The organism is Paracoccus aeridis, assembly GCF_004923205.2.
Lineage (GTDB): Bacteria > Pseudomonadota > Alphaproteobacteria > Rhodobacterales > Rhodobacteraceae > Paracoccus > Paracoccus aeridis.
Genome location: NZ_SELD02000006.1, coordinates 23,790 through 47,347 on the forward strand (window position 1 = coordinate 23,790; position 23,558 = coordinate 47,347).

Annotated in this window: 19 protein-coding genes and 1 pseudogene; 9 read left to right on the forward strand and 11 right to left on the reverse strand. The window is 70.4% G+C overall.

Annotation, left to right across the window (positions count from 1 at the left end):
• Positions 1 to 7: 7 nt before the first annotated feature.
• From ELI80_RS02595 to ELI80_RS16505, 4 genes and pseudogenes are all read right to left on the reverse strand, one after another.
• Positions 8 to 1,672, reverse strand: a complete 1,665-nt coding sequence (locus tag ELI80_RS02595; protein ID WP_136649439.1) for a nitrite/sulfite reductase — start codon at positions 1,670 to 1,672, stop codon at positions 8 to 10.
• Complete coding sequence (locus ELI80_RS02600; RefSeq protein WP_136649440.1) at positions 1,672 to 2,052, reverse strand: DUF2849 domain-containing protein; 381 nt, start codon at positions 2,050 to 2,052, stop codon at positions 1,672 to 1,674. The genes ELI80_RS02595 and ELI80_RS02600 overlap by 1 nt, the downstream gene beginning before the upstream one ends.
• On the reverse strand, positions 2,049 to 3,443 hold the full coding sequence (gene cysG, locus ELI80_RS02605; RefSeq protein WP_136649441.1) for a siroheme synthase CysG: 1,395 nt from the start codon (positions 3,441 to 3,443) through the stop codon (positions 2,049 to 2,051). The genes ELI80_RS02600 and cysG overlap by 4 nt, the downstream gene beginning before the upstream one ends.
• Before the next feature lie 400 nt (positions 3,444 to 3,843).
• Positions 3,844 to 3,945: pseudogene (locus ELI80_RS16505) on the reverse strand (hypothetical protein); the annotation flags it as partial.
• Positions 3,946 to 4,021: 76 nt separating this feature from the next.
• Here ELI80_RS16505 and ELI80_RS02615 point away from each other — a divergent pair.
• The 6 genes from ELI80_RS02615 (at position 4,022) to ELI80_RS02640 (ending at position 11,535) form a co-directional block, all read left to right on the forward strand.
• Positions 4,022 to 5,908, forward strand: coding sequence for a sensor histidine kinase (locus tag ELI80_RS02615; protein ID WP_236641305.1), 1,887 nt, complete (start codon positions 4,022 to 4,024; stop codon positions 5,906 to 5,908).
• Positions 5,905 to 7,278, forward strand: coding sequence for a sigma-54-dependent transcriptional regulator (locus ELI80_RS02620; RefSeq protein ID WP_136649443.1), 1,374 nt, complete (start codon positions 5,905 to 5,907; stop codon positions 7,276 to 7,278). The genes ELI80_RS02615 and ELI80_RS02620 overlap by 4 nt, the downstream gene beginning before the upstream one ends.
• Before the next feature lie 190 nt (positions 7,279 to 7,468).
• Positions 7,469 to 8,443, forward strand: coding sequence for a tripartite tricarboxylate transporter substrate-binding protein (locus tag ELI80_RS02625; protein ID WP_136649444.1), 975 nt, complete (start codon positions 7,469 to 7,471; stop codon positions 8,441 to 8,443).
• A 78-nt stretch (positions 8,444 to 8,521) separates the two neighbouring features.
• Positions 8,522 to 8,983, forward strand: coding sequence for a tripartite tricarboxylate transporter TctB family protein (locus tag ELI80_RS02630; protein ID WP_136649445.1), 462 nt, complete (start codon positions 8,522 to 8,524; stop codon positions 8,981 to 8,983).
• 10 nt (positions 8,984 to 8,993) lie between these two features.
• Positions 8,994 to 10,502 carry a tripartite tricarboxylate transporter permease gene (locus ELI80_RS02635; RefSeq protein ID WP_136649446.1) on the forward strand — a complete coding sequence of 503 codons (1,509 nt, stop codon included), beginning with the start codon at positions 8,994 to 8,996 and terminating at the stop codon, positions 10,500 to 10,502.
• Between the two features lie 67 nt (positions 10,503 to 10,569).
• Positions 10,570 to 11,535, forward strand: coding sequence for a tripartite tricarboxylate transporter substrate binding protein (locus ELI80_RS02640; RefSeq protein ID WP_136649447.1), 966 nt, complete (start codon positions 10,570 to 10,572; stop codon positions 11,533 to 11,535).
• A 96-nt stretch (positions 11,536 to 11,631) separates the two neighbouring features.
• Here ELI80_RS02640 and ELI80_RS02645 read toward each other — a convergent pair whose 3' ends face one another.
• Both ELI80_RS02645 and ELI80_RS02650 read right to left on the reverse strand, forming a co-directional pair.
• Entirely contained in the window at positions 11,632 to 12,039 is a 408-nt protein-coding gene (locus tag ELI80_RS02645; protein ID WP_201740531.1) for a DoxX family protein, read from the reverse strand.
• Between the two features lie 93 nt (positions 12,040 to 12,132).
• Complete coding sequence (locus ELI80_RS02650) at positions 12,133 to 12,993, reverse strand: VOC family protein (RefSeq protein WP_136649449.1); 861 nt, start codon at positions 12,991 to 12,993, stop codon at positions 12,133 to 12,135.
• 100 nt (positions 12,994 to 13,093) lie between these two features.
• Here ELI80_RS02650 and ELI80_RS02655 point away from each other — a divergent pair, with 100 nt between their 5' ends.
• Both ELI80_RS02655 and ELI80_RS02660 read left to right on the forward strand, forming a co-directional pair.
• Positions 13,094 to 14,017, forward strand: a complete 924-nt coding sequence (locus ELI80_RS02655; protein WP_136649450.1) for a LysR family transcriptional regulator — start codon at positions 13,094 to 13,096, stop codon at positions 14,015 to 14,017.
• 82 nt (positions 14,018 to 14,099) lie between these two features.
• Positions 14,100 to 15,041, forward strand: coding sequence for an NAD-dependent epimerase/dehydratase family protein (locus ELI80_RS02660; protein WP_161596413.1), 942 nt, complete (start codon positions 14,100 to 14,102; stop codon positions 15,039 to 15,041).
• 32 nt (positions 15,042 to 15,073) lie between these two features.
• Here the strand turns inward: ELI80_RS02660 and ELI80_RS02665 are convergent, their stop codons facing one another.
• The 5 genes from ELI80_RS02665 to miaB all read right to left on the reverse strand — a co-directional run bounded on the left by ELI80_RS02665 (position 15,074) and on the right by miaB (position 22,039).
• Positions 15,074 to 16,561, reverse strand: coding sequence for a sulfotransferase family protein (locus tag ELI80_RS02665; protein WP_136649452.1), 1,488 nt, complete (start codon positions 16,559 to 16,561; stop codon positions 15,074 to 15,076).
• A gap of 1 nt (position 16,562) precedes the next feature.
• A complete protein-coding gene (locus ELI80_RS02670) occupies positions 16,563 to 17,606 on the reverse strand; it encodes a hypothetical protein (RefSeq protein WP_136649453.1) in 1,044 nt (347 codons plus the stop codon).
• A 2-nt stretch (positions 17,607 to 17,608) separates the two neighbouring features.
• Entirely contained in the window at positions 17,609 to 20,128 is a 2,520-nt protein-coding gene (locus ELI80_RS02675; protein ID WP_136649454.1) for a rhamnan synthesis F family protein, read from the reverse strand.
• Positions 20,125 to 20,616 (reverse strand): hypothetical protein, encoded by a 492-nt coding sequence (locus ELI80_RS02680; protein ID WP_136649455.1) that lies wholly within the window; start codon positions 20,614 to 20,616, stop codon positions 20,125 to 20,127. Before ELI80_RS02680 ends, ELI80_RS02675 begins: the two co-directional genes overlap by 4 nt.
• 106 nt (positions 20,617 to 20,722) lie before the next feature.
• Positions 20,723 to 22,039 (reverse strand): tRNA (N6-isopentenyl adenosine(37)-C2)-methylthiotransferase MiaB, encoded by a 1,317-nt coding sequence (gene miaB / locus ELI80_RS02685; protein ID WP_136649456.1) that lies wholly within the window; start codon positions 22,037 to 22,039, stop codon positions 20,723 to 20,725.
• A gap of 156 nt (positions 22,040 to 22,195) precedes the next feature.
• On the opposite strand from miaB, the gene ELI80_RS02690 reads away from it, so the two are divergent.
• A complete protein-coding gene (locus ELI80_RS02690; RefSeq protein WP_136649457.1) occupies positions 22,196 to 23,557 on the forward strand; it encodes an aminotransferase in 1,362 nt (453 codons plus the stop codon).
• Position 23,558: the final 1 nt, after the last annotated feature.

The following is a 23,558-nucleotide window of genomic DNA, read 5'->3' on the forward strand; positions in this document are numbered from 1 at the left end:
CGCCTGGTCATGCGGCATCGGCCGTGTCCTCCGCGTGATCGTAGAGCGCCGCCTTGAAGGGGTCCATGCCGACGCGCCGGTAGGTGTCGATGAAGGGTTCGTCCGCGCCCTCGCGCAGGTCGAGATAGGCGTCGATCAGCCGTTCGATCGCGGGCACGATCCGGTCGGCGGGGAAGCCGGGGCCGGTCCGTTCGCCGACGGCCGCGCGTTCCGTCCCGTCCCCGCCCAGCGTGATCTGATAGTTCTCGACCCCCGCGCGATCCAGCCCGAGGATGCCGATGTGCCCGACATGGTGGTGGCCGCAGGCGTTGATGCAGCCCGAGATCTTGATCTTCAGCTGCCCCACCTCGGCCTCGCGTTCCTGCAGCGCAAGCGCGATCGCCTGCGCGACCGGGATCGACCGGGCCGTGGCCAGCGTGCAGTAGTCCATGCCCGGGCAGGCGATGATATCCGAGGCAAGGCCCACGTTCGCCGTCGCCAGCCCGTGCGCCTTCAATGCGCGGTGCAGCGCGGGCAGCGCGTCGGCGGGGACATGGGGCAGCACGACGTTCTGTTCGTGGCTGATCCGCAGCTCGCCGTAACCATGTTCGTCCGCAAGGTCGGCCATCGCCCGCATCTGTTCCGCCGTGGCGTCGCCGGGCGTCGCCCCGTGCGCCTTGAGAGATATGGTGACGATGGCGTGGTCGGCGCGGCGGTGCGGGTGCAGGTTGGTGTCGGTCCACGCGCGGAACACCGGGTCCACCGCGCGGGCCGTGTGAAGCAGCCCCACGTCCGCGTCCCGGAACGCGGGCGGGGCGAAGAAGGTCGTGATGTCGGCCAGCAGTTGCTGGTCGACGCCGGTGAAGGCCGCGCGGCGGGCGGGAAACTCGGCTTCCACGGCGGCGCGGAACGCGTCGAGCCCGCCTTCCAGCACGGTGATCTTCAGCCGCGCCTTGTACTTGTTGTCGCGCCGCCCGGCGGCGTTGTAGGCGGCGAGGATCGCTTCGACGTAAGGAAGCAGGTCGGCTTTGGGCAGGAAGGCCCGCAGCACCTGCCCGATCAGCGGCGTCCGGCCAAGACCGCCGCCCACAAGCACCTCGTAACCCGCCTCGCCGTCACGCTCGATCATCCGCAGGCCGATGTCGTGCGACCGGGTCACGGCGCGGTCGTTGGGCGAGCCGGTGATCGCGATCTTGAACTTGCGCGGCAGGAACTGGAACTCCGGGTGGTCGGTGGACCACTGGCGCAGCAGCTCGGCCACCGGGCGCGGGTCCGCGATCTCGTCGGCGGCGGCGCCCGCGAAGTGGTCGGCGGTCACGTTGCGGATCGTGTTGCCCGAGGTCTGGATCGCGTGCAGCCCGACGGTCGCGAGATGGTCCAGCATGTCCGGGATGTCGGACAGGCGCGGCCAGTTGTACTGGATGTTCTGCCGCGTGGTGAAATGGCCGTAGCCCCGGTCCCACCGCTCGGCAAGGTCCGCGAGCGCGCGCATCTGGTCGGACCGGAGCGTGCCGTAGGGGATCGCCACCCGCAGCATGTAGGCGTGCAGCTGCAGGTAGACGCCGTTCATCAGCCGCAGCGGCCGGAACTCGTCCTCGGTCAGCGAGCCGTCCACGCGGCGTTCGACCTGGTGGCGGAACTGCCGGTTGCGCTCGTCCAGGAAGGCGCGGTCGAAATCGTCGTACTGGTACATCAGAGGGCACCTTCGGTCTGGCGGTCTTGCTGGCGGACGGTGTCGCGCGGAGCCACGATCGGGTCGGGTGTCGCGGGCGCGGGCGGGGCGCGGCGGTGTTCGGGCCGGTTCGAGGGGCCGGAGGCGCGGAACGCCTCGCGGAAATGCGTGGGCACCGGGCCGTCGCCGGTCGGCGCCATGTCGGCGAGGTAGGGCCCGACCACCACGTTCTTCTGCCGTTCGGCGTCGAGCAGGCGGATCTGGGCGTGCGCCTCGTCCTCGATCAGCTCGGCCCGGGCGAGATCCCGGACCCATTCGCCGGTGGCGCTCAGGTAGACCACGTCGCCGTCCAGCAGGTGGTTGGCGGTGACGACCTTGGGGGCGAAGGAACGGCGGCTCATCGGGCGGACTCCTGGCGCAGCGCGCCGGCGGGAAGGGTGACGGCGGCGGCGTCGCGCGGCGCGAGCCCCAGCAGGATCACGGCGGGGCCATCCAGCCCCTCGACCGCGTCCGCCAGCGACGACAGCGTGGCGGCGACGGTCCTCGTTTCGGGACGCGAGGCGTTCTCGACCACCGTGACCGGGGTTGCGGGGTCGGCGCTGTGCATCAGCAGCCGACCCTGCATCCAGCGTGCGGCGCGCTTGCCCATGTAGATCGCGGCGACCGAGCCGGGGCGCGCGAGCGCGTTCCAGTCCTGGTCGGCAAAGCCCTTCATGTCGTGCCCGGTCAGGAACCGCGCCTCGACGTTGCGGCCGCGCCGGGTCAGGCTGCGGCCGATCCCGGCAGCGGCAGCCGACGCGGCGGTGATGCCGGGGATCACGGCGAAGGAAATGCCCTCAACGTCCAGCGCCTCGGTTTCCTCGTCCAGCCGCCCGAACACGCTTGGATCGCCGGATTTCAGGCGCACGACGTGGCGGCCCTTGCGCGCGTGACGGATCATCAGCGCGTTGATGTCGCCCTGCGCCATCGACGGCCCGAAGCCTTCCTTGCCCGCCTCGACCAGCGTCGCCTCGCGCCGGGCAAGCTCGAGGATCGCCGGCGCGATCAGGCGGTCGTGGATCACCACGTCGGCCCGGTCGAGCGCGGCGCGCGCCTTGAGCGTCAGCAGCTCGGGATCGCCCGGACCCGCGCCCACGAAGTCGACGTGGCCTTCGCGCGGTGCCGCGGACAGGTGGCGGTCCAGCAACGCGCCCAGCGCCCGGTCGAGATCGGCGCCTGCATCGGACGCGCGGGGACCATCCGCCCGGAACCAGTCGGCCCAGAACCGGCGGCGCGGGGCGCCGTGGCGCAGCTTCTCGGCCCGGGCGCGGAACCCGCGGGCAGCTTCGGTCAGGCGGCCGAGCGTCGCGGGCAGGCGCTCCTCGAGGTCAGCCTTGATGCGGCGGGCCAGCACCGGGGCCGCGCCCTCGGTCCCGATCGCGACCACGACCGGGCTGCGGTCCACGATCGCGGGGGTGATGAACCGCGAGCGGTCGAGATCGTCCACCACGTTCACCAGCGCGCCGTCCGCGGCCATGATCCGCAGCGCGCGGTCGTCCGCTTCCTCGTCCTCGTGCGCGGCATAGGCCAGCACGCAACCCCGCGCATCGCCGGGCCGCACCTCGCGGCGGACGAGGTCCAGCAGCCCCTCGGCCGCCCAGGCCTCGATCCCGGGCGCGGGGTCGGCGGCCAGGACCAGCAGCCGCGCCTCGGTCTTCATCAGCAACCGCAGCTTCGCCAGCGCCGCATCCCCGCCGCCCGCGAGGCACACGCGCTGACCGCGCGTGCGGACGAAGATGGGGAAATGGTCCATGGCATGGCCTCCTGTGGTTCATCTCCAATATAGAACGGTTTCCTAGTAGAATGGCAGATGACGGCGCAAAAAGAGACAAGATTGCACGTAATCCCATCAGTAAAGGAAATACTTTCCGTATCGCGCTTAGTGCGGAGACTGGCATCCGCAAGTTCGCCGCCTATGAGAAAGCGCGGCAGCCGCGGCAGCTTCCGCGGACGCGGGCAGCGCGGGTCGTCCGGTCGCGTTTCCACGACCCATCCCCGGCAGCAGCAGACGCGGGGTGCGACATCAGACGTGGACGAGCCGCGGCAAGCCGCCTTCAATCCCTGCGGCGAGATCCCGACCCCGACGTTGATTCTGCAGGTGCCCGGCGCGAAGCTCCGGCATGCAAACGGCGCGAGCGAAGACGTGACCGCCCCTACCCCGTCCGGCGAAAGTCCACCCTGCGCGCGAGCCAGCAGCCGAGCGTCAGGCCGTTCACCGAGCCCGCGCCGTCGCGGCGGACGATGACCGTCCAGTCGCGCCGATTGCAGGACCGCCCCCGACCGGGCAAACTGCGCCGGCTTCTTCCGCGGCCTTAAGGAACCCGCTTGTCTGTGATCCCCGCCCGCCTCGGCCAGTCCGGCACGCCCTTCCGGTTCGCACCCCGCGCGATCGGCCGAGGCAGGCTGTGGCTTGCGCTGGCGCTCGCCGCGCTGCTCGGCCTCGTGCTGTGGACGGGCGCGAGCCTCGCTTACCGGCACTACCACGCAGCCGGGTTCGCGCGCGCCGAGACCGCGCTGCGGCTGACCGTGAACGCGCTGCAGGCGGACCTTGCCCGGCACGAGGTCGTGCCGCAGCTGGTGGGCGATCTCGACATGCTGCAGCGGCTGGTGGCCGACCCCGGCGACGCCGCGCTGCGCCAGGCCACGAACCTGTGGCTGGAGGAGGAGAACGCCGCCATCGGCGCCTCGGACATCTACGTGATGCTGCCGGACGGAGAGACGATCGCCGCCTCGAACCACCGGCTGGGGCCCGGCAGCTTTGTGGGCAAGAACTTCAGCTACCGCCCCTATTTCAGCGACGCGATGAACGGCGGTCCCGGCCGCTTCTACGGGATTGGGACCACGTCGGGCGTGCGCGGCTATTTCTTCTCCGCCCCCGTCCTCGGGCGCAGCGGGCGCATCGCGGGCGTCGTTGCGGTCAAGGTCGGCGTGGACCGGATCGAGCAGTCCTGGCGCGGGGGCGAACACCGGGTCGTCGTCACCGACCCCGAGGGGCGCGTCTTCATGTCGTCCGAGCCGAGCTGGCTCTATCGCAGCCTCGAGCCGCCGACCGAGGAACGGCTGGCGCGGACGCTGTCCACCCGCCGCTATGCGGACGCCGCGCTGCGCGACCTGCCGATGGACCGGCGGCAGTCGTTCGGGGTGCCGGTGTTCCGCGTGACCGACCCCGACGGGAAGGGCACCCACGACTACATCGCCGCGTCCGAGACGATGCCGAAGGCGGGCTGGACGGTGCACGTGCTGCTGGACGCGGCCAACCTGCGGCAGGAGGCGCGGATGGCCGTGGGCAGCCTTGTCCTGCTGCTCTGCGCCGCTGCGTTCGGCGCGCTGGTGCTGGTCCAGCGCCGCAGGCAGGCAACCGAGCGGATCGCGATGCAGCGCTTCGCCCGGGCCGAGCTGGAACGGCGGGTCGAGGCGCGGACCGCCGACCTCGCGCTGGTCAACGACCGGCTGGAACGCGAGGTCGCCGAGCGCCGCGCGACGGAACGGGAGCTTCGCGCCGCGCAGGCGAGCCTCGTGCAGGTCGGCAAGCTCGCCGCGCTGGGGCAGATGTCGGCGGCGCTGTCGCACGAGATCAACCAGCCCCTCGCCGCCGCCCGCAACTATGCCGACAGCGCCGCGATCCTGATCGAGCGCGGCGACACTGCCCGCGCGCGCGACAACATCCTGCAGATCCTGTCGCTGGTGGACCGGATGTCCGCGATCGGCCGGCACCTGCGCGACGCCGCCGCGAAGCCCCCGTCCGAACCGGGCGGCGTCGCGCTGCAATCGCTGCTCGCGGAAACGCAGACCATCGTCGCCGCGCGCCTCGCCAGCAGCGGCGCGGACCTTCGGATCGACGTGCCGGCCGGGCTTCCGCGGCTCCGGGCGGGGCCCACGCGGCTCCAGCAGGTGCTGGTGAACCTCATCACCAACGCCGCCGACGCGGTCGAGGGGTTGCCCGAACGCCGCATCACCCTGAGCGCCCGGCAGGAGGGCGGCTTCGTCGCGATCCGCGTGCGCGACCACGGGCCGGGCGTGCCGCCGGCCATCGCCGAACGCATCTTCGACCCGTTCTTCACCACCAAGGGGATGGGCGCGGGGCTGGGGCTCGGCCTGTCGATCTCTGCCAACATCGTGCGCGATTTCGGCGGCACCATCGCCTGCCGCGCGGCCGGACCGGGGGCGGAGTTCTGCGTCCGCCTGCCGGTGGCGCCAACCGTCGGGTCCGCCGCATGACGCCGCGCGTGCTTCTGGTCGACGACGACGAGCAGATGCGCCGCTCCACCGCGCAGGCGCTGGATCTCGCCGGTTTCGCCGTCGAGGCGGTCGGGTCGGGCGAAGAGGCGCTGACCCTCGCCGGCCCGGGCTTTTCCGGCGCGGTCGTCAGCGACATCCGCATGCCCGGCATGGACGGCATGACCCTGCTGGGCCGCCTGCACGAGATCGACCCCGAGATCCCGGTGATCCTGTTCACCGGCCACGCCGAGGTCCCCCTTGCGGTCGAGGCGATCCGCAGCGGTGCTTATGACTTCATCGAAAAACCCTTTGTCGTCCACGACCTCGCCACCGTGATCCGCCGCGCGATCGGCCATCGCGGGCTGGTCCTGGAAAACCGTCGCCTGCGCGCGGTCGCGGGCAAGCGCGACGACGTCGAGGCGCGGCTGCCCGGCCGGACCGAGGTGATGGTCGACCTGCGCTACCGCCTGCGCGCGATCGGCGCCTCTGACGCCGACGCCCTTGTCATCGGGCCGACCGGCGCGGGGAAGGAAGTGGTGGCGCGCACACTCCACGACATCTCGGCCCGGGGCAGCAGGCCCTTCGTGGCGATCAACTGCGCCGCCCTGCCCGAGGCGCTGATCGAAAGCGAGCTGTTCGGGCACGAGGCGGGCGCGTTCCCCGGCGCGCTGAGGCCGCGCTACGGCAAGTTCGAGCATGCCCGCGGCGGCACGGTCCTGCTGGACGAGATCGGGTCGATGCCGCCCGACACGCAGGCGAAGCTGCTGCGGGTGCTGCAGGAACGCGTGATCACCCGGCTCGGCGCGAACGATCCCGTGCCGCTGGACGTGCGCTTCATCGCCACCAGCAAGGAAGAGCTGTCCGCCCTCGTCGCGCGAGGGCAGTTCCGCGAGGATCTCTACTGGCGCCTCAACGTGGCGGTCCTGCGCGTGCCGCCGCTGTCCGCGCGGCGCGAGGATATCCCGCTGCTGTTCCTGCACCTGATGCGCGAATCCGCCGCCCGCCACAAGCTGGCCGAACGCGAGGTGCCCGCCGCCTTCCTGTCGGGCCTCGCCGCCCATGACTGGCCCGGCAACGTCCGCGAGTTGCGCAACCTCGCCGAACGGATCCTGCTGGGGCTGGAGGACCCCCATGGCCCGCCCACCTCTGGTGGCACGGCCGACGGGATGACGGGCGGCGACCGCCTGCCCGACCGCGTCGCGCAGTTCGAGCGCAGCCTCATCGCGGGTGCCATCGCGGTCCACGGCGGCAGGCTGCGCGCCGTCTACGAAGGTCTCGGGATCTCGCGGAAGACGCTTTACGAGAAGATGCAGAAATACGGGCTGGATCGCCGCCTGATCGTCGAGCCGGGCGACGAGGATCGCGCCTAACGTGCAAGTGGGTGGATGTCCACCCATGCTGTAGCAGCAGCGTCACCGGTTCCACCCACAATCGGCCGAAACACCATGCCAAGCTGCGCGGCTGCATCGTTTTTCTTTGTGAAAGCCGCGTGTCTCGCTGCAATCTCCCCCGATCGGCGCCTTGTTGAGGAGCGGGCGCCCGCGTTCCACTGGAGGATACATGTCTGTTTCGAAACTGCTCGGCGCGGCCTGCGCCGTCACGCTTGTCGCGGCGCCCGCATTCGCCCAAGGCTACCCCGAACGGCAGGTGACCATGGTCGTGCCGTTCACGGCCGGCGGCCCGACCGACACCGTCGCGCGGCTGGTGGCCGAACGCATGTCCGCCGATCTCGGCAAGCAGGTGATCGTCGAGAACGTCGGCGGGGCCGGCGGCACGCTGGGCGCGGGCCAGGTCGCCAAGGCCGATCCCGACGGCTACACGGTCCTGCTGCACCATATCGGCATGGCGACGTCCGACACGCTGTACCGCAACCTCGCCTACGACACCGAGAACGCGTTCGACTATGTCGGCCTCGTCACCGACGTGCCGATGGTGATCGTCGCCCGCAAGGACTTCGAACCGGCGGACTTCCCGGCCTTCGTCGACTACGTCAAGGGCCATGCCGAGGACCTGACGCTCGCCAACGCGGGCATCGGCGCGGCCAGCCATCTCTGCGGCATGCTGCTGATGCAGGCGCTGGACGTGCCGCTGGTCACCGTGCCCTATAAGGGCACCGGCCCGGCGATGACCGACCTTCTGGGCGGGCAGGTCGACTTCATGTGCGACCAGACCACCAATACCACCCAGCAGATCAAGGGCGGCACCATCAAGGCCTATGCCGCGACCACGCCCGAGCGCCTGGCCGTGTTCCCCGACCTGCCCACCACCGCGGAAGGCGGCCTGCCCGAGGTCCAGGTCTCGATCTGGCACGGCATCTACACGCCCAAGGGCACGCCCGCCGAGGTGAACCAGCGCCTGTCCGCGTCGCTGCAGAAGGCCCTGGCCGACGAAGGCGTCATCAAGGCGATGGCCGATCTCGGCACCGCGCCGGTGAGCGCCGAGGAAGCCACGCCCGAGGCGCTGAAAGCCAAGCTCGAATCCGAAATCGCGCGCTGGAAGCCGGTGATCGAGGCCGCGGGCGTCTACGCCGACTGATCGCGTGACCATCGCCTGCCCCGCCGCCCGACCGGACCGGGCGGCGGGGCGACCACCTGCAGGAAGAAGGGAAACCCGATGGCGACGAAACCGCGGGACGACACGGACATGATCGCCGGACTGCTGCTGATGGCAGCGGCGGCGTTCTTCGGCTGGCAGACCACGGGGCTGGAGGTCGGCACCTCGCTGCGCATGGGACCGGGCTACTTCCCGATGCTGCTGTCGGGGCTCCTGTTCCTGCTGGGCGTCTGGGTGTTCCTGAAGTCGTTCGGCCGCGAGGGCGAGCCGACGGGCCCCATCGCCTGGCGCGGCATCCTGTTCATCCTGCCCGCGCCGGTCTTCTTTGGCCTGACCGTGCGCGGCCTGGGCTTCGTGCCGGCGCTGTTTCTCACCTCGCTGATCGCGTCGCAGGCCTCGGTCAAGATGCGGCCGCTGCCGGCGCTGGTGCTGGCGGTGCTGGTCACCATCATCTCGACGCTGATCTTCAGCTACGGGCTGGGCCTGCCGTTCCGGCGGTTCGGACCGTGGCTCGACTTCTGAGGACACGACCATGGATCTTCTTTCCAACCTCGGCATGGGCTTCTCGGTCGCGTCGTCCTTCGCGAACCTCGGCTTCTGCCTGATCGGCGTGCTGCTGGGCACGCTGATCGGCGTCCTGCCGGGGATCGGCGCCACCGCGACGATCGCCATGCTGCTGCCGATCACGTTCCAGCTGGAACCGGTCAGCTCGCTTATCATGCTGGCGGGCATCTACTACGGCGCGCAGTACGGCGGATCGACCACCGCGATCCTGATCAACATGCCGGGCGAAAGCTCGTCCGCGGTCACGGCGATCGACGGCTACCAGATGGCGCGGAAGGGCCGCGCGGGAACCGCGCTCGCCACCGCCGCCCTCGGGTCGTTCTTCGCGGGCTCGGTCGCCACGTTCCTGGTGGCGATCTTCGCGCCACCCCTGACGGCCATCGCGCTCGAGTTCGGCGCGGCCGAGTACTTCAGCCTGATGGTGCTGGGCCTCGTCATGTCCGTGGCGCTGGCGCACGGGACGGTGCCCAAGGCGCTCGCCATGGTGGTGCTGGGGCTGCTTCTGGGGATCGTCGGGACCGACGTCTATACCGGCACCCCGCGCTTTACGCTGGGGATCACCCAGTTCTCGGACGGGCTGAACTTCGTGGCGCTGGCCGTGGGTGTCTTCGGCATCGCCGAGATCCTGCGCAACCTCGAGGACGAGCATGAGCGGCAGGTGATGACCCGCAACATCAACAGCCTGTTCCCCAACCGCGATGAACTGCGCCAGATCATCGGCCCGGTGCTGCGCGGCACTGGCGTCGGCTCGATCCTCGGCATCCTGCCGGGCGGCGGCGCGATCCTCGCGTCGTTTGCGTCCTACACGATCGAGAAGAAGCTGTCTAAGCACCCCGAGGAATTCGGCCACGGCGCCATCGCCGGCGTCGCCGGCCCCGAAAGCGCCAACAACGCCGGCGCGCAGACGAGCTTCATCCCGCTGCTGACGCTGGGCATTCCCGCCAACCCGGTCATGGCGCTGATGATCGGCGCGATGATCATTCAGGGGATCGTCCCCGGCCCCAGCGTCGTCACCGACCAGCCCGAGCTGTTCTGGGGCATCATCGCTAGCATGTGGATCGGCAACCTGATGCTGGTGGTCCTGAACCTGCCGCTGATCGGGCTGTGGGTGAAGCTGCTGACCGTCCCTTACTTCGTGTTGTTCCCGATCATCATGGCGATGTGCTCGATCGGGGTCTACTCGGTGAACTCGAACGTCTACGACCTGTTCGCGGTCGCGTTCTTCGGGCTGCTCGGCTACGTTTTGTCCAAGCTGCGGTTCGAGCCGGCGCCGCTGCTGCTCGGCTTCGTCCTCGGGCCGCTGCTCGAAGAGAACCTGCGCCGGGCGATGATCCTGTCGCGGGGCGACCCCACGACCTTCGTCACGCGCCCGATCAGCGCGGGCCTGCTGGTTCTGGCGCTCGCGGTGCTGGTGCTGGTGTTCCTGCCCCAGATCCGCAGGCGGCGCGAGGAAGTGTTCACCGAGAGCGAAGGCTGACCTGAACCCGCGCCGGGCGGGCGCCCTGCCCGGCCAGCCGTCACCGACACGTCAGAGGGAGGATACCATGACGCTCACGCTTACCCGCCGCATCCTGCTGGGATCGGCGCTCGCCTTCGGCCTCGCCGGCGCCGCCGCTGCCGAATTCCCTGACCGCCCGGTCACGCTGGTGATCCCGTTCGCAGCCGGGGGGTCGACCGACGTGGTCGGCCGCATCGTGGCCGAGCGCATGGGCCAGGAGCTTGGCCAGCAGGTCATCGTCCAGAACGTCGGCGGCGCCGGCGGCAGCCTTGGCGCGGGCCAGGTGGCCAAGGCGGACGCCGACGGCTACACGATCCTCATGGGGACCGTCGCCACGCACGCGCTGAACCCGCTGATCCTGAAGCAGAAGCCGTACGACCCGGTCGCCGACTTCGCGCCGGTGTCGCTGCTGGTGCTGGTGCCGAACGTGCTGGCCGTGAACCCGCAACTGCCGGCCAACACCGTGCAGGAACTGATCGACCTGGCCAAGACCGAACCGCTGGCCTACGCGTCGTCGGGGAACGGCACGCCGCTGCATCTGTCGGGCGAACTGTTCAAGGCGATGGCGGGCGTGGACATCACGCACATCCCCTACAAGGGGTCCGGTCCGGCGCTCACCGACGTGCTGGGCAACCAGGTGCCGATCATCTTCGACAACCTGCCCTCCGCGTCGGGCCACATCGCCAGCGGCAAGCTGCGCGCACTGGGCGTGACCACTGCCGAGCGCGCGCCGTCGTTCCCCGACGTGCCCGCCATCGGCGAGACGCTGCCGGGCTATGAGACCTACAGCTGGAACGCGCTGTTCGCGCCCGCCGGAACCCCGCCCGAGGCGATCGCGAAGCTGCACGACGCCGCCGTGGCCGCCATGGCCGACCCGGCGGTCGCCGCGCGGATGGGCGAGTTCTCGGCCACCATCGTCGCGTCCTCGCCCGAGGAGCTCGCCGAACACGTCAAGGCCGAGATGGCGAAGTGGGAACCCGTCGTGAAGGACGCGAACGTCAGCCTTGACTGACGACGCGATCCGGCGCCCTGATCGACCCGCCGGAAAATGAAAATGGCCGGAGCCCGACGGGCTCCGGCTTTCTTTCATGTCCGCGACGGCCCGCGGTCAGACTGTGCGGGCGCGCCCGGCATCGCGGTTGCGCAGCGCGTCGAGGCTCCATTCCCCCGGGCCGGCAAAGACGAGGTACAGGAACACGAAGCAGTACAGGATCGCCGCGTCACCGCCGTTGTTCACAGGGAAGAAGTTCTGCGGCGCGTGGGCGATGAAATAGGCGAACGCCATCAGGCCGGATGCGAGGAACGCGGCCGGACGCGTGAACAGGCCGATGGCGATCAGCGCGCCCGCGACCAGTTCGATGCTGCCGGCGATCAGCATCATCGTCGGCAGCGGCCCGCCCGCCCCGTCGCCGGATGCGGGGAAGCCCAGCAGCTTCTGCGTTCCGTGCGCCATGAACAGGAGCCCCGCCATGATCCGCAGGACGCTCAGCGCGCGCGGTGCCCAGGTGGTCGTCATCATCGTAGTCCCTTTCGATGGTTGATCGTCATTTCCCGGCGCCCGGCCGGCATCGCGCCCGGTCGCCCCGCAAGCGCAAGTGTGCCTGCGGCTTCATTGTTCCGCAAAGGCGAGCCGCGCCCCCCACGGGTCCCTCGCGACGAGAGTGCCGTCGTCAGTGCGCGAAAGCCGCGGCTCCAGCCGTTCCAGCACCGCGGGCGCCGCGACGAAGGTGATCGCGTCAAGGCCGGTCCTGCGTTCGGGCCGCGGTCCCGCGCCGCGGCTGTTCCAGACGTTCGCGCCCAGGTGGTGGTGATAGCCGTCCGCGCCGAAGAACGTCGCGCCCGGATACCTGCTGGTGACCGGGATGCCGATGGTGCCCGCCAGGAAATCCTCTGCCGTCTTCAGGTCGCCAACCTGCAGGTGGACATGGCCGACGATCGTTCCGGCGGGCATGCCCTGAGCAGGGCGCGGGCTTGCGTCGGCGGCAAGGTCGTCGAGGTCCAGCCGCCGCGTCGCCATCCCGATCAGCCCCGCCGCGTCAAGCGGCCATTCCTCGCTCGGGCGGTCGCGATAGATCTCGATCCCGTTGCCCTCCGGGTCGGTCAGGTACAGCGCCTCGCTGACCAGGTGGTCCGACGCGCCGTCCAGCCTGGCCCCGGTGCGGGCCGCGCGAAGCAGCCAGTCCGCGAGGTCGGCGCGCGACGGCAGCAGGAAGGCGGTGTGAAACAGCCCCGCGTCCCCGCGATCGGCAAGCGCCGCCTGGGGGTCGTGGCGAAGTTCCAGCAGCACGCGGCCGCCCACGCCCAGCTTGTGGACGCGCGGGCCGGTCGCGACCGGCGCAAGGCCGATCACCTCGCGGTAGAAGCGGCTCATGCTGTCGAGATCGCGCACGGTCAGCGCCACCGTTCCGATCCTGAGCGATGCGCCGCCCGAGGTGATGCCGGGCGCCGGCGCGGTCTGGTCGAGTTGCATGTTTCACCCGCTTGTTCGTGTCGGAAGCCATATGGTCGCTTTCCGGGCAGCCGATAATCCTGTAAGTGTTCCCTACAGCTCACACCCACAGGCGGAAACGATGCTGGATCGGTTCACCGGGCTTCAGGTCTTCTCCCGCGTCGCGGCGCTCGGCAGCCTGTCGGCGGCGGCCCGCGCGCTCGGCATGTCGCAGAGCATGGCGACCAAGCACATGGCGGCGCTCGAGGCGCGTCTCGGCGTCAAGCTGGTCCACCGCACCACCCGCCGCGTCACCCTGACCGAGGCCGGGCAGCGCTATCTGGAAAGCGCCGAGCGGATCATCGAGGAGCTGGAGCGCGCCGACGCCGCGGCCGCGGCCGAACGGGTCGAGGTCAGCGGCGAGCTGCGCGTCAACGCCCCGGTGTCGTTCGCGGTGCGCGTGCTGGCGCCGATGCTGCCCGACTTCCTGTCGCGCCACCCCGCCCTTCGGGTCGAGCTCGGCCTGAACGACCGCACCGTGAACCTGATCGACGAAGGGTGGGACGTGGCCATCCGGATCGGCCGGCTGCGCGAGGGCGACCTGATCGCCCGCAAGCTCGCCCCGTGCCGGATCGCCGTCGCGGCCGCGCCAAGCTATCTCGCGGCACGCGGCATGCCCCGGCTGGTCGCGGATCTCGCGGGGCACAACTGCCTGACCTACACCCTGTCCTCGTCCACGGCGCCCGACGAATGGACCTTCGGGCCCGGCGGTGCGGTCAGGGTGGCGGTGTCGGGGAACCTGCGCGCGAACAACGGCGGCGCCCTGCTGGCGGCGGCGCGGGCGGGCCAGGGCATCATCCGCCAGCCCACCTTCATCATCGGCGAGGACCTGCGCGCCGGACGGCTGGTCGAGCTGGCACTGGACCACGGGTCCACGGACCTTGACGGAGTGTTCGCGGTCTATCCCAGCAACCGCCGCCCGCCCGCCCGGCTGCGCGCGTTCGTCGACTGGATGGTCGAACGCTGCGGCCCCGTGCCGCCCTGGGACGAAGGACTGCCGGGCTGACCCGCGTTCCCGCGCCGCCCTTGCGCAGCGGCCTGCCAATCCGTAATCCCGTGGGCAGCCACGACCAGCAGGGATGCGCGACATGACGACCAGGGCCCACGATCGGATCGCGCTGGTCACGGGCGGGGGCGGGTTCATCGGGCAATCCCTCGTGGGCCGCCTTCTCGCCGGCGGCTGGACCGTCCGCAATCTCGACTTCGTCGCCGGACAGATCGCCGATCCGCGCCTGACCCATTGGGCAGGCAGCTTCCTGCAGCGCCCGCTGCTGGCCGAGGCGATGGTCGGGGTGGACACCGTATTCCACCTTGCCGCCACGAAATTCCCGCGCGAGGCCGACCGCGACCCGCTGGTGGACGCCCAGGAAAACATCATTGGCACCGTGATGATGCTGGACCAGGCGGTCGAGGCCGAGGTGCGGCGGGTCGTCTTCGCCTCGTCCGGCGGCACGGTCTATGGCCGGCCCGAGCGGCTGCCGGTGGACGAGGATCATCCGACCCGGCCGATGTCGGCCTATGGCGTGTCGAAGCTCGCCTGCGAGCAGTATCTGCGGCTGTATGACGGGCGCGGCGCGCGGCCCCTGTCGACGCTGTCGCTGAGGCTCGCGAACCCCTACGGGCCGCGCCAGAACATCGACAAGGCGCACGGGGCGGTCACCACCTTCTGCCACCACGCCGCGCAGGGCCGCCCGATCACGATCTGGGGCGACGGCAGCGTCGAGCGTGACTTCGTCCACATCGACGACGTGTCCCGCGCGCTGGTGATGGCGGCGGATGCGGACGCGCACGGCACGCAGGTCAACATCGGCGCCGGGCGGGGCACGACGCTGAACGACATCCTCGACATGATCGAACGCGTGCGGGGCGCCCGCCCCGAGGTGACGTTCGAGGCGTCGCGCGGCTTCGACGTGCCGCGCAACGTGCTGGACAGCCGCCGCGCCGAGGCGCTGCTGGACTGGCGGGCCGAGGTGCCGCTGCAACAGGGCGTGGCCGAACTGCTGGCGGCCTTCGCCCCCGCGCCGGAGTAGGCGCGGGAAGGCTGCCGGTCACCCGGACGCGCTCAGCGCCGCCGGCGAACGCGTGCCGACACCCAGCGCAGGGGCCTGGTCATCGCCCACGACGTGCTGGTCGTGAGTTCCTGCACCGCGGCTTCCAGCCCGCTGCTGTGGCGGGCCAGCGTCGCGAGCTCCTGCTCCAGCTGGGTGATGCGGGCGATCGCCGCGGCTTCGGTTATGGGAGCCCCGTCGCCCTTGCCCGCGAGCCCCTCCACCACCCCCGGCCCGGCGTCGAGCCGCGCATCCACGTCGCGCAGCATCATCCCGGCAATCCGCGCGGTCATCTGCTGCAGTTGCCGCGCCTCGCGCGCGTGGCGCGCGACCAGCGCCTCGTGCGCCACCCGCAGGCGTTCCGCCCCGTCGCGCGTCTCGGCCAGCTGCGCGCGAAGCTGGGCGGCCTCGCGGGTGTGGTCCTCGATTTCCTGCGCGCGCTGCCGGTACATGCTGTCGAGGCGACCAAGTTCGTCCTGCGCGTTCCGAAGCCGGGCTGCATCGGCCTCGCGGTCGTTCTCGAGCCCGGCGATCAGGCCCGCCTGATGGCGCGCCGCGTTCACCCGGTCCTGGTAATGGCTGATCATGCCCGCCATCGTCGGCGTCATCGCCTCGAGATGGGCGCGGATCGCGTCGAGCCGGGGGTAGTCGGCTGCATCCTCGCCAAGCGCTGCCCAGCGTTCGAGCGTCTCATACACGTCCGCGACCCATGCGGGCATGCGGGCGTCTTCGCCGCTGCGCGCGGCAAAGTTGCGCAGGGCGTTGCTGAGGAACCCTTCGATCCCCGGCCGAGCCTCGTCCAGCGTGAGCGGCCACGCGACGTTGAGCACCACGCCGATCTTGGTGATCGACGCCGCCCAGTCGGCCAGAAGCTGTTCGTAGCTGACGAACACGCGCGGCCGGCCCCGGCTGCCCGCTTCCGCCTCGAGCTGGTGGCGCAGCCACAACAGCAGCGCGTAGTCGGTCGCATAACCGCCGCGAAATCCCATGGACGACGCCACGTCGATCGGGTGCCGGTGCGTGCAGACGTAAAGCGGCGAACAGCCGGCCTCGCGCAGCGCGGCGTCCCAGAACGGGACCAGGCGGCAGACCCGCGGATCCTTCATCGCGAAAAGTTCGGCGTGGCCGAACTCTGCCCGGATCGTCTCGACGGCAAGCCGTGCGAAACGCTCTGCATCGGGCGACGCGGCCCAGCCGCCCGGCATGCCCTCGAAGCTGTCCCAGCTCCGGCCCGCCGAGGCGAGGAGCTGGTCGTTCAGCCCGGTGATTGCGTCCGATTCGAAGAACCCCTTCGGGTTGGCGTCCTTCGCCGCCATCAGATGCTCGGGCATGACGCAGCCCATCTCGGCAAGCGCGCCGGTCAGCGCCGACGTCCCCGAGCGGTGCATCCCCAGAATGACGATCGCCTTGCGACGCAGATCGGGCAGCGACGGGACGGCGTCGGGGCCGGCGAGCGCCCTCTTCTCGAGCTTTCGTTGCTTCTTGTCGTCGCGCGCGCTCATCTCAGTGGCTCAGCTTTCTCAACTGGTCGACGGCCCGCACCGTGTCCTGCAGCGTGGGGGCTTCGGGCCGCGCGATCAGGTCGCGCAGCGCCCCTTCGACCAGGTGCCGGCTGTCGTGGGCGAGCCGCAGCAGGTCGTCCTCGGACGCGATCGGGATCGCGTCGGGGGCGGGCCGGTCGGCCAGCGGGCGGCCCATCCGCGCCTCGATCCAGGCAAGGTCTTCGGCGTGCCGGGCCATCACCGGCTGCCACAGCGCATCGGCAAAGTCGAACCGCGACCGCCCCAGCGTGGACAGGCGGTCGACGAAGGCCTGGTTGGCGGCCAGCGCGCCGGGAAAGCCGCTGGGCAGGTTGTCGCCCAGCTTGCGCTGCGCGAAGAGAAGCGCGGTCGCCTCGGCGCTCAGCGTGGCGTTGACGTCGCGCGCCACCTGGCCGCCCGGATCGACGCCCACGAAGGCCGCGAAGTCGTGGACGATGTCGCCCCCCGCGAGCGCCGCGCGGTCATAGGGGCGTAGCGTCACCCGGTCGGCGCCGAAGACCTGGTCCAGCATTTCGAAGCGGGCCCGGTAATGGGGCCAGAGCTCCTCGGGCTGAAGCCGGTGCAGCCCGTCCTTGACCAGCTGCTGGAACACGCTGACCGCGAAGGACCGCGGGCTGCGGGCGTAGGCCACGACGTCGATGCTGTCGGTCCATTCCGCGAAGAAGTCCCGCATCGCGCGCGCCGCATCGCGGTACATCGGCAGCGAGATGTCCTCGGCCGACAGGACGACCGTGCGGCCGCCGGCGCGGTCCATCGCCTGGCGCAGCCGTGCGGACCATTCTTCGCGCATGGCGGGCAGGCGCTCGGCGAAGGCGGGGCCGCGATGCAGGAAGCCGTGGTATTGCGGCTGCAACGCGGGGTCCTGGAACAGCAGGATGAACAGGCCGCAGTGATTGCCCTCGTTCCACGGCGCATAGACCATGTCGTCGCCCGCGCGGCGGAAGAAATGCTGCTGGATCGCGCTTGACCCGGTCTTGTGCATGCCGGCGTGGATGACGACGCGCATCACTATCTCCTCTGCTCGTCCAGCTTGTGGACGAACACCGATTCAAGTTCCTCCTGGACCGCCATCGCCGGCCAGAGCCGCTCGATCAGGTGGTATTCCGAACCGTCGATGCCCACGGGTTCGTTCGGCCACGGGTAGTCCGGGCCGAAGAACGCGTTCATCCGTTCGACCACGGGGCGGCGGACCCAGAACATGTTGCCGACCGGGAACAGCAGCGGGGACTGCGGCGCGGGGCCGGGCAGACGGTCCTCGAGCCGGTGCAGCAGCGGCCGGGTCGCGTTCCACGACACGAAGTACGGGTCGAGGGGCGCGACAAGCCCCACCCGCGGCTGCGCGATCTGCGCCAGCGCGTTCGACAGCCGCGCCCCGTCCCCCAGGAGGATGCGCTGAAGGAAGCCGCGCCAGACATCGCCGCCGACGGTGACGCCGATCGACTTCTTCTGGTGCAGGTGGCACCAGATCTCGTGTTCGGTACCCGGGCCGCCGTCGCGGAACAGGTCCATGAACGGCAGGATGTCGCGGCCGCGGTTGGCCACCAGCCGCACCTCAACCTCGCGCCCGGCGGCGGCGAAGATCGCCTCGATCTCGGCACGCTTGCGTTCGGTGTCGGTGGTCACGACGATCCGCTGCGCCAGCCCGTAGGCGCAGTAGTCGCGCAGGTCGGTCGCAAGCTCGTCGGTATAGAACGCGTGGATGTGCATGGCGAAGGGTGGCACGCCCCGCGGCTCGGCCGCCGCATAGGGAGCCAGGCGCATGCCCTTGTGCATCCAGCTGTCCGACCCGTCCAGCGCCTGCTGCACATCGTCCAGGTCGCGCCACAGCCGGCGCCGGCCGTAGCGCATCATCTTCTCGCGCTCGCGGGCCCGCAGGGCCGCGTCGTCGTCCTGGGTGGTGTACAGCACCGGAATGTCGAACCCGGACGCGCCGTGGACGAAGTGGCGCTGCGACGTGAGCCGGGCATAGAGCAGGTCGCGGATGCGGACGAGAAGCGGCGTCGGCGCGCGCGGTCCCGGCTGTTCCGCAGGCTCCTTCGGGGGCAAGGCCAGGATCGCCTCGGCCGCCGCAAGGGGGTTGGCGTATTCGACCGTCACGAACTGGTCCGAGGCGCGATAGACCGGATCGCAGAACCCCGATCCGCCGTCGAACTGGACGATGCGGCAGCCCTTGTCCAGCGCGTCGAAGACGACGTTCGGCAGCGGGTCGAGGCGCGATGACAGGAACATCGCGTCCGACGCCGCCAGCACGTCGTTGTAGGCGGGACCGGCGGGCAGCAGGAACAGGTTCGACCCCTTCTCGCCCGCGCCGATCCGCCTGAGATGCGCGGTCATCCAGACGCCGAACAGCATGTCCTGCGCGTCGAGCCCGTCGCCGATCCAGACGAACACCGTGTCCGCGTCGCGGTCGCGGCAGATCTGCGCGGTCATGGCGAAGATGTCGGTGCCCTTGCGCCACTGCAGGTGCCCCGCCCCGCAGACGATGCGCGCATCCGACAGGTCGCGGCCCAGCATCTCGGACAGCCGCGCGCGGGCGATGCTGCGGGTGGTGGCATCCACGCCGCCCACGGCGAGCGCGCGCTGCGGCACGACGACCGTGTCGCGTTCCACGTCGAAGTCGATGTCGGCCAGCCGGCCGCGCCAGCCGTCGCGCACGGTATCCGAGGAATAGACCACGAGATCGGCGAAGAGCGGCGCGTGGTAGATCGCGTTGAAGAGCGAGTAGTATTCCGAATATTCGTGGATGTAGGACGCGAACGGGATGCCCTGCGCGACCAGCCACGGCAGCATCGGCCAGGTCTCGACCGAGTTCGTGACGGCGAAGTCGATCCGCGAGAAGATCGGATCGTTGAAATACGCCATGTCGTGCAGCGGCCGGTCGGTGATGACGACCTCGCACGCGTTCTCGACGAACTGGTCCAGCAGCTCGCCCCCCCGCAGCGACATGACGACGACGTTGTGGTCCTCGGCCGCCTCGCGGGCCATGTCGCGGCCGACCACCGGCGCGCCGGTGCGCGACATCTCGTGGACGCAGATCAGGCAGGTCGGGCGGTCGGGGCGAAAGGCGCGCGCGCCGCGGTGCCGCTTTTTGCGGAGCGCGCCCAGCGTCGTCCGCCCCTCGGCGTGGCCGTAGCCCAGATAGTGTTCCAGCGGCTGCACCTGCGCCCGCATCAGGTCGGGGTGGAACCGGAGGTAGGCGTTGCCCGAGAAGTCCGACACTTCCGCGTCCACCGGATCGCCGAGCCGGATCAGTTCGAACGCAAGCTCCAGCGCCTCGGGCTCGCCCGCCCTGATCGCCTCGGCGAGGTCGGGTTCGGTGACGAGGGCTGCCAGCGCCCGGTCGAACGAGGCGGCGCGCTCGCCCAGTGACCGGAAGGTGTTGCCCGCGCGCCCGCTTCCCCGGCCGACCATGCGTTCGACCATCGACGTGCTGCCGTGGACCGCCGGGTCCAGCCGGAAGTCGGGACGGGCGGCCAGGATTCCTGCGCGGCCGGCCCAGGTGGCCCAGATGGAATCGAGCTTGCTCATGCGGGGGCCTGCAGGAAGGGAGTGCGGAGCGCCTGGACGAGGCGCGCGTCGTCGACGCCGCGCCGGACGAGGTGCTGGACGAGTTGCGGCAGAAGCGGGCTGGTCGCCACCATCTCGCCCAGCAGGAGCCGGGACAGGCGGCCGTCCCGATCCAGGTCGGCATGGATCCCGTGCGCATCGGCCGCGGCGAGCGCCGCCTGCGACGCGATCGACATGTCGCCGGCCGGCGCGGTGTCAAGGAACAGGATCGGTCCCGCCGGCTGGCGCACGGTCTGGCGCATGGCATCCAGCACGTCCTGCATCACCCGGATCGTGCCGGCCGGCCGCTGAAGGTATTCGATGACGGTCGCGCTGGCCTGCGTGGCGCGCAGTTCGGCGCGGGTCCACCCCGACCCGGGCAGCACCACGAGGACGTGAGGCTCTGCCCACCCGTCCGTCTCGCCGAGCGTCGCCGGATCGGGCACGGCATTCGAGGTCACGATCAGCATTCGACGCGGGAATCCATCGGCATGGGGTGGACAGGTCCGGGGCCGCGCGGCCCGTGCGGCGTTATCGCGGCGGCCCGCGCCCTTGTCCAGACCGCCGTGGAACGCCTCAGACCGGATCGCCCGCCAGCGAATTGGCGGCGCTCGCCCTGATGCGGACGGGCACGAGGTCGCCGATCTGCGCGCCGGGCGCATCGACGAACACCGAATGCAGGTAGTCGGACTTGCCGACGAGCTGCCCCGGCAGGCGCCCGGGCTTTTCGAACAGCACGCCCACGGTGCGCCCCACCATCCCGTCCTGCGCGGCCTTCTGCTGCAGCGTCAGCAGGGCCTGGAGTTCCTGCAGCCGGGCGTCGGCGACATGATCCTCGACCGGGGTCCTGCCGGCGGCGGGCGTTCCGGGGCGGGGCGAGTACTTGAAGCTGAAGGCGGTGCCGTAGCCCACCTCCTCGACCAGCCGCAGCGTGGCGGCGTGATCCTCGTCCGTCTCGCCCGGAAAGCCCACGATGAAGTCGCTGGTCATCAGGATGTCGGGCCGCGCCTCGCGGATGCGGCCCACCAGCCGCAGGTACTGGTCGGCCGTGTGCTTGCGGTTCATGGCCCTGAGGATCCGGTCCGACCCCGACTGCACCGGCAGGTGAAGGTAGGGCATCAGCTGCGGCACGTCGCGATGGGCGGCGATCAGGTCGTCGGCCATGTCGTTGGGGTGGCTGGTCGTGTAGCGGATGCGGTCGAGGCCCGGCACGTCGGCGAGCGCGCGGATCAGGTCGCCGAACCCCGCCATCCCGTCGCCGTGCCAGCCGTTGACGTTCTGGCCCAGCAGGGTGATCTCGCGCACCCCGCGCGCCACCAGGTCGCGCGCTTCGGCCATGATTCGGGCGGCGGGGCGGCTGACCTCGGCCCCGCGCGTGTAGGGGACGACGCAGAAGGCGCAGAACTTGTCGCAGCCTTCCTGCACGGTCAGGAACGCGGCCGGCGCCCGGCGGGTCGCGCGGTTCATCGCGCGTGGCGGCAGGTGGTCGAACTTGTCCTCGGCCGGGAAGTCGGTGTCCACGGCGGGCCCTGCGCCCCGCGCCATCGCGGGCAGGCGGTGATAGGCCTGCGGCCCCACGACCAGATCGACCAGCGGCATCCGCCGGATGATCTCGTCGCCCTCGGCCTGCGCCACGCAGCCCGCGACCCCGATCTTCAGGTCCGGCCGCCCGGCCTTGAGCGGCTTCAGCCGGCCAAGGTCGGAATACAGCTTCTCGGCCGCCTTTTCCCGGATGTGGCAGGTGTTCAGCAGCACCATGTCGGCGTCGTCGGGACGGTCGGTCTCGACATAGCCTTCGGCGCCCATCGCCTCGGCCATGCGCTGGCTGTCATAGACGTTCATCTGGCAGCCGTAGGTCTTGATGAAAAGCCGCTTCGGCGTCTGTTCGGTCATGGCGCTATCCCCGGGAACCTCGGGGTCATACAGCATGGGCGGCGGGTTTGAAAGAACGGGCGCGGGGCCCGCCCGTCGAAGACTTCGCCAAGCCCGCGTTGAACCCCGCCCGCCGCCCGGATAGCCTGCGCGCAAACCGATCAGGAGATCACGATCATGGACGACAAGACCTGGTCCGCGCGGGCGCACCAACACTCGATGTACGGCTTCACCGACCTGCCGAGCGTCGAGCGCCGCGGCACGGTCGTTCTGACCCACGGCGAAGGGCCGTATGTCTTCGACACCGAGGGTCGCAAGTGGCTCGATTCGAACTCGGGCCTGTGGAACATGGTCGCGGGCTTCGACCACCCCGGCCTGATCGAGGCCGCGAAGGCGCAGTACGACCGCTTCCCGGGCTACCACGCCTTCTTCGGGCGGATGTCGGACCAGACCGTGATGCTGTCGGAAAAGCTGGTCGAGGTCTCGCCCTTCGCGCGCGGCAAGGTGTTCTACACCAACTCGGGGTCCGAGGCGAACGACACCATGGTCAAGATGCTGTGGTTCCTGCACCGGGCCGAAGGCAAGCCGGAGCGCCGCAAGATCCTGACCCGCTGGAACGCCTATCACGGGGTGACGGCGGTCAGCGCGTCGATGACGGGCAAGCCCTACAACGAGGTGTTCGGCCTGCCGATGGACGGCTTCATCCACCTGACCTGCCCGCACTACTGGCGCGAGGGCAACCCGGGCGAGAGCGAGGCGGAGTTCGTGAGCCGCCTCGCCCGCGAGCTGGAGGCGGTGATCGCCGACGAGGGCGCGGACACGATCGCGGGGTTCTTCGCCGAGCCGGTGCAGGGCGCGGGCGGCGTGATCCCGCCCGCCAGCGGCTACTTCCAGGCGATCGCCCCGATCCTGAAGCGGCACGGCATCCCGCTGATCGCGGACGAGGTCATCACGGGCTTCGGGCGCACCGGGAACACCTGGGGGTGCCAGACCTACGACTTCATGCCGGACGCGATCATCAGCTCGAAGAACCTGACGGCCGGGTTCTTCCCGATGGGCGCGGTGATCCTCGGCCCGGAGCTTTCCGACCGGCTGGACGCGGCGATCGCGCCGATCGAGGAATTCCCGCACGGCTTCACCGCCTCGGGCCACCCGGTCGGCTGCGCCATCGCGCTGAAGGCGATCGACGTGGTGATGAACGAGGGGCTGGCCGAGAACGTCGTCCGCGGCGCGCCGCGGATGGAGGCGGGGCTGCGCCAGATCATGCAGCGCCACGAGAACATCGGCGAACTGCGCGGCATCGGCTACATGTGGGCGCTGGAGGCGGTGCGCGACGTCGAGACGAAGGAGCCGTTCCCGGGCAGCCTGTCGATCAGCGAGCGGATCGCCAACACCTGCACCGACATGGGGCTGATCTGCCGCCCGCTCGGGCAGTCGATCGTGCTGTGCCCGCCGTTCATCCTGACCGACGCGCAGATGGACGAGATGCTCGAGAAGCTGGACGGAGCGCTCACGAAGGTGTTCGCCGAGGTCCGCTGAC

Excerpts from the sequence above, each read along its gene's own strand:
- ELI80_RS02630 (WP_136649445.1), top strand. The coding sequence starts at position 8,522 with ATGGCGACGAAACCGCGGGACGACACGGACATGATCGCCGGACTGCTG.
- ELI80_RS02635 (WP_136649446.1), top strand. The coding sequence starts at position 8,994 with ATGGATCTTCTTTCCAACCTCGGCATGGGCTTCTCGGTCGCGTCGTCC.
- ELI80_RS02620 (WP_136649443.1), top strand. The coding sequence starts at position 5,905 with ATGACGCCGCGCGTGCTTCTGGTCGACGACGACGAGCAGATGCGCCGC.
- ELI80_RS02655 (WP_136649450.1), top strand. The coding sequence starts at position 13,094 with ATGCTGGATCGGTTCACCGGGCTTCAGGTCTTCTCCCGCGTCGCGGCG.
- ELI80_RS02680 (WP_136649455.1), bottom strand. The coding sequence starts at position 20,616 with ATGCTGATCGTGACCTCGAATGCCGTGCCCGATCCGGCGACGCTCGGC.
- ELI80_RS02600 (WP_136649440.1), bottom strand. The coding sequence starts at position 2,052 with ATGAGCCGCCGTTCCTTCGCCCCCAAGGTCGTCACCGCCAACCACCTG.
- ELI80_RS02660 (WP_161596413.1), top strand. The coding sequence starts at position 14,100 with ATGACGACCAGGGCCCACGATCGGATCGCGCTGGTCACGGGCGGGGGC.
- ELI80_RS02665 (WP_136649452.1), bottom strand. The coding sequence starts at position 16,561 with ATGAGCGCGCGCGACGACAAGAAGCAACGAAAGCTCGAGAAGAGGGCG.
- ELI80_RS02640 (WP_136649447.1), top strand. The coding sequence starts at position 10,570 with ATGACGCTCACGCTTACCCGCCGCATCCTGCTGGGATCGGCGCTCGCC.
- miaB (WP_136649456.1), bottom strand. The coding sequence starts at position 22,039 with ATGACCGAACAGACGCCGAAGCGGCTTTTCATCAAGACCTACGGCTGC.
- ELI80_RS02625 (WP_136649444.1), top strand. The coding sequence starts at position 7,469 with ATGTCTGTTTCGAAACTGCTCGGCGCGGCCTGCGCCGTCACGCTTGTC.
- cysG (WP_136649441.1), bottom strand. The coding sequence starts at position 3,443 with ATGGACCATTTCCCCATCTTCGTCCGCACGCGCGGTCAGCGCGTGTGC.
- ELI80_RS02670 (WP_136649453.1), bottom strand. The coding sequence starts at position 17,606 with ATGCGCGTCGTCATCCACGCCGGCATGCACAAGACCGGGTCAAGCGCG.
- ELI80_RS02650 (WP_136649449.1), bottom strand. The coding sequence starts at position 12,993 with ATGCAACTCGACCAGACCGCGCCGGCGCCCGGCATCACCTCGGGCGGC.
- ELI80_RS02675 (WP_136649454.1), bottom strand. The coding sequence starts at position 20,128 with ATGAGCAAGCTCGATTCCATCTGGGCCACCTGGGCCGGCCGCGCAGGA.
- ELI80_RS02690 (WP_136649457.1), top strand. The coding sequence starts at position 22,196 with ATGGACGACAAGACCTGGTCCGCGCGGGCGCACCAACACTCGATGTAC.
- ELI80_RS02645 (WP_201740531.1), bottom strand. The coding sequence starts at position 12,039 with ATGACGACCACCTGGGCACCGCGCGCGCTGAGCGTCCTGCGGATCATG.
- ELI80_RS02595 (WP_136649439.1), bottom strand. The coding sequence starts at position 1,672 with ATGTACCAGTACGACGATTTCGACCGCGCCTTCCTGGACGAGCGCAAC.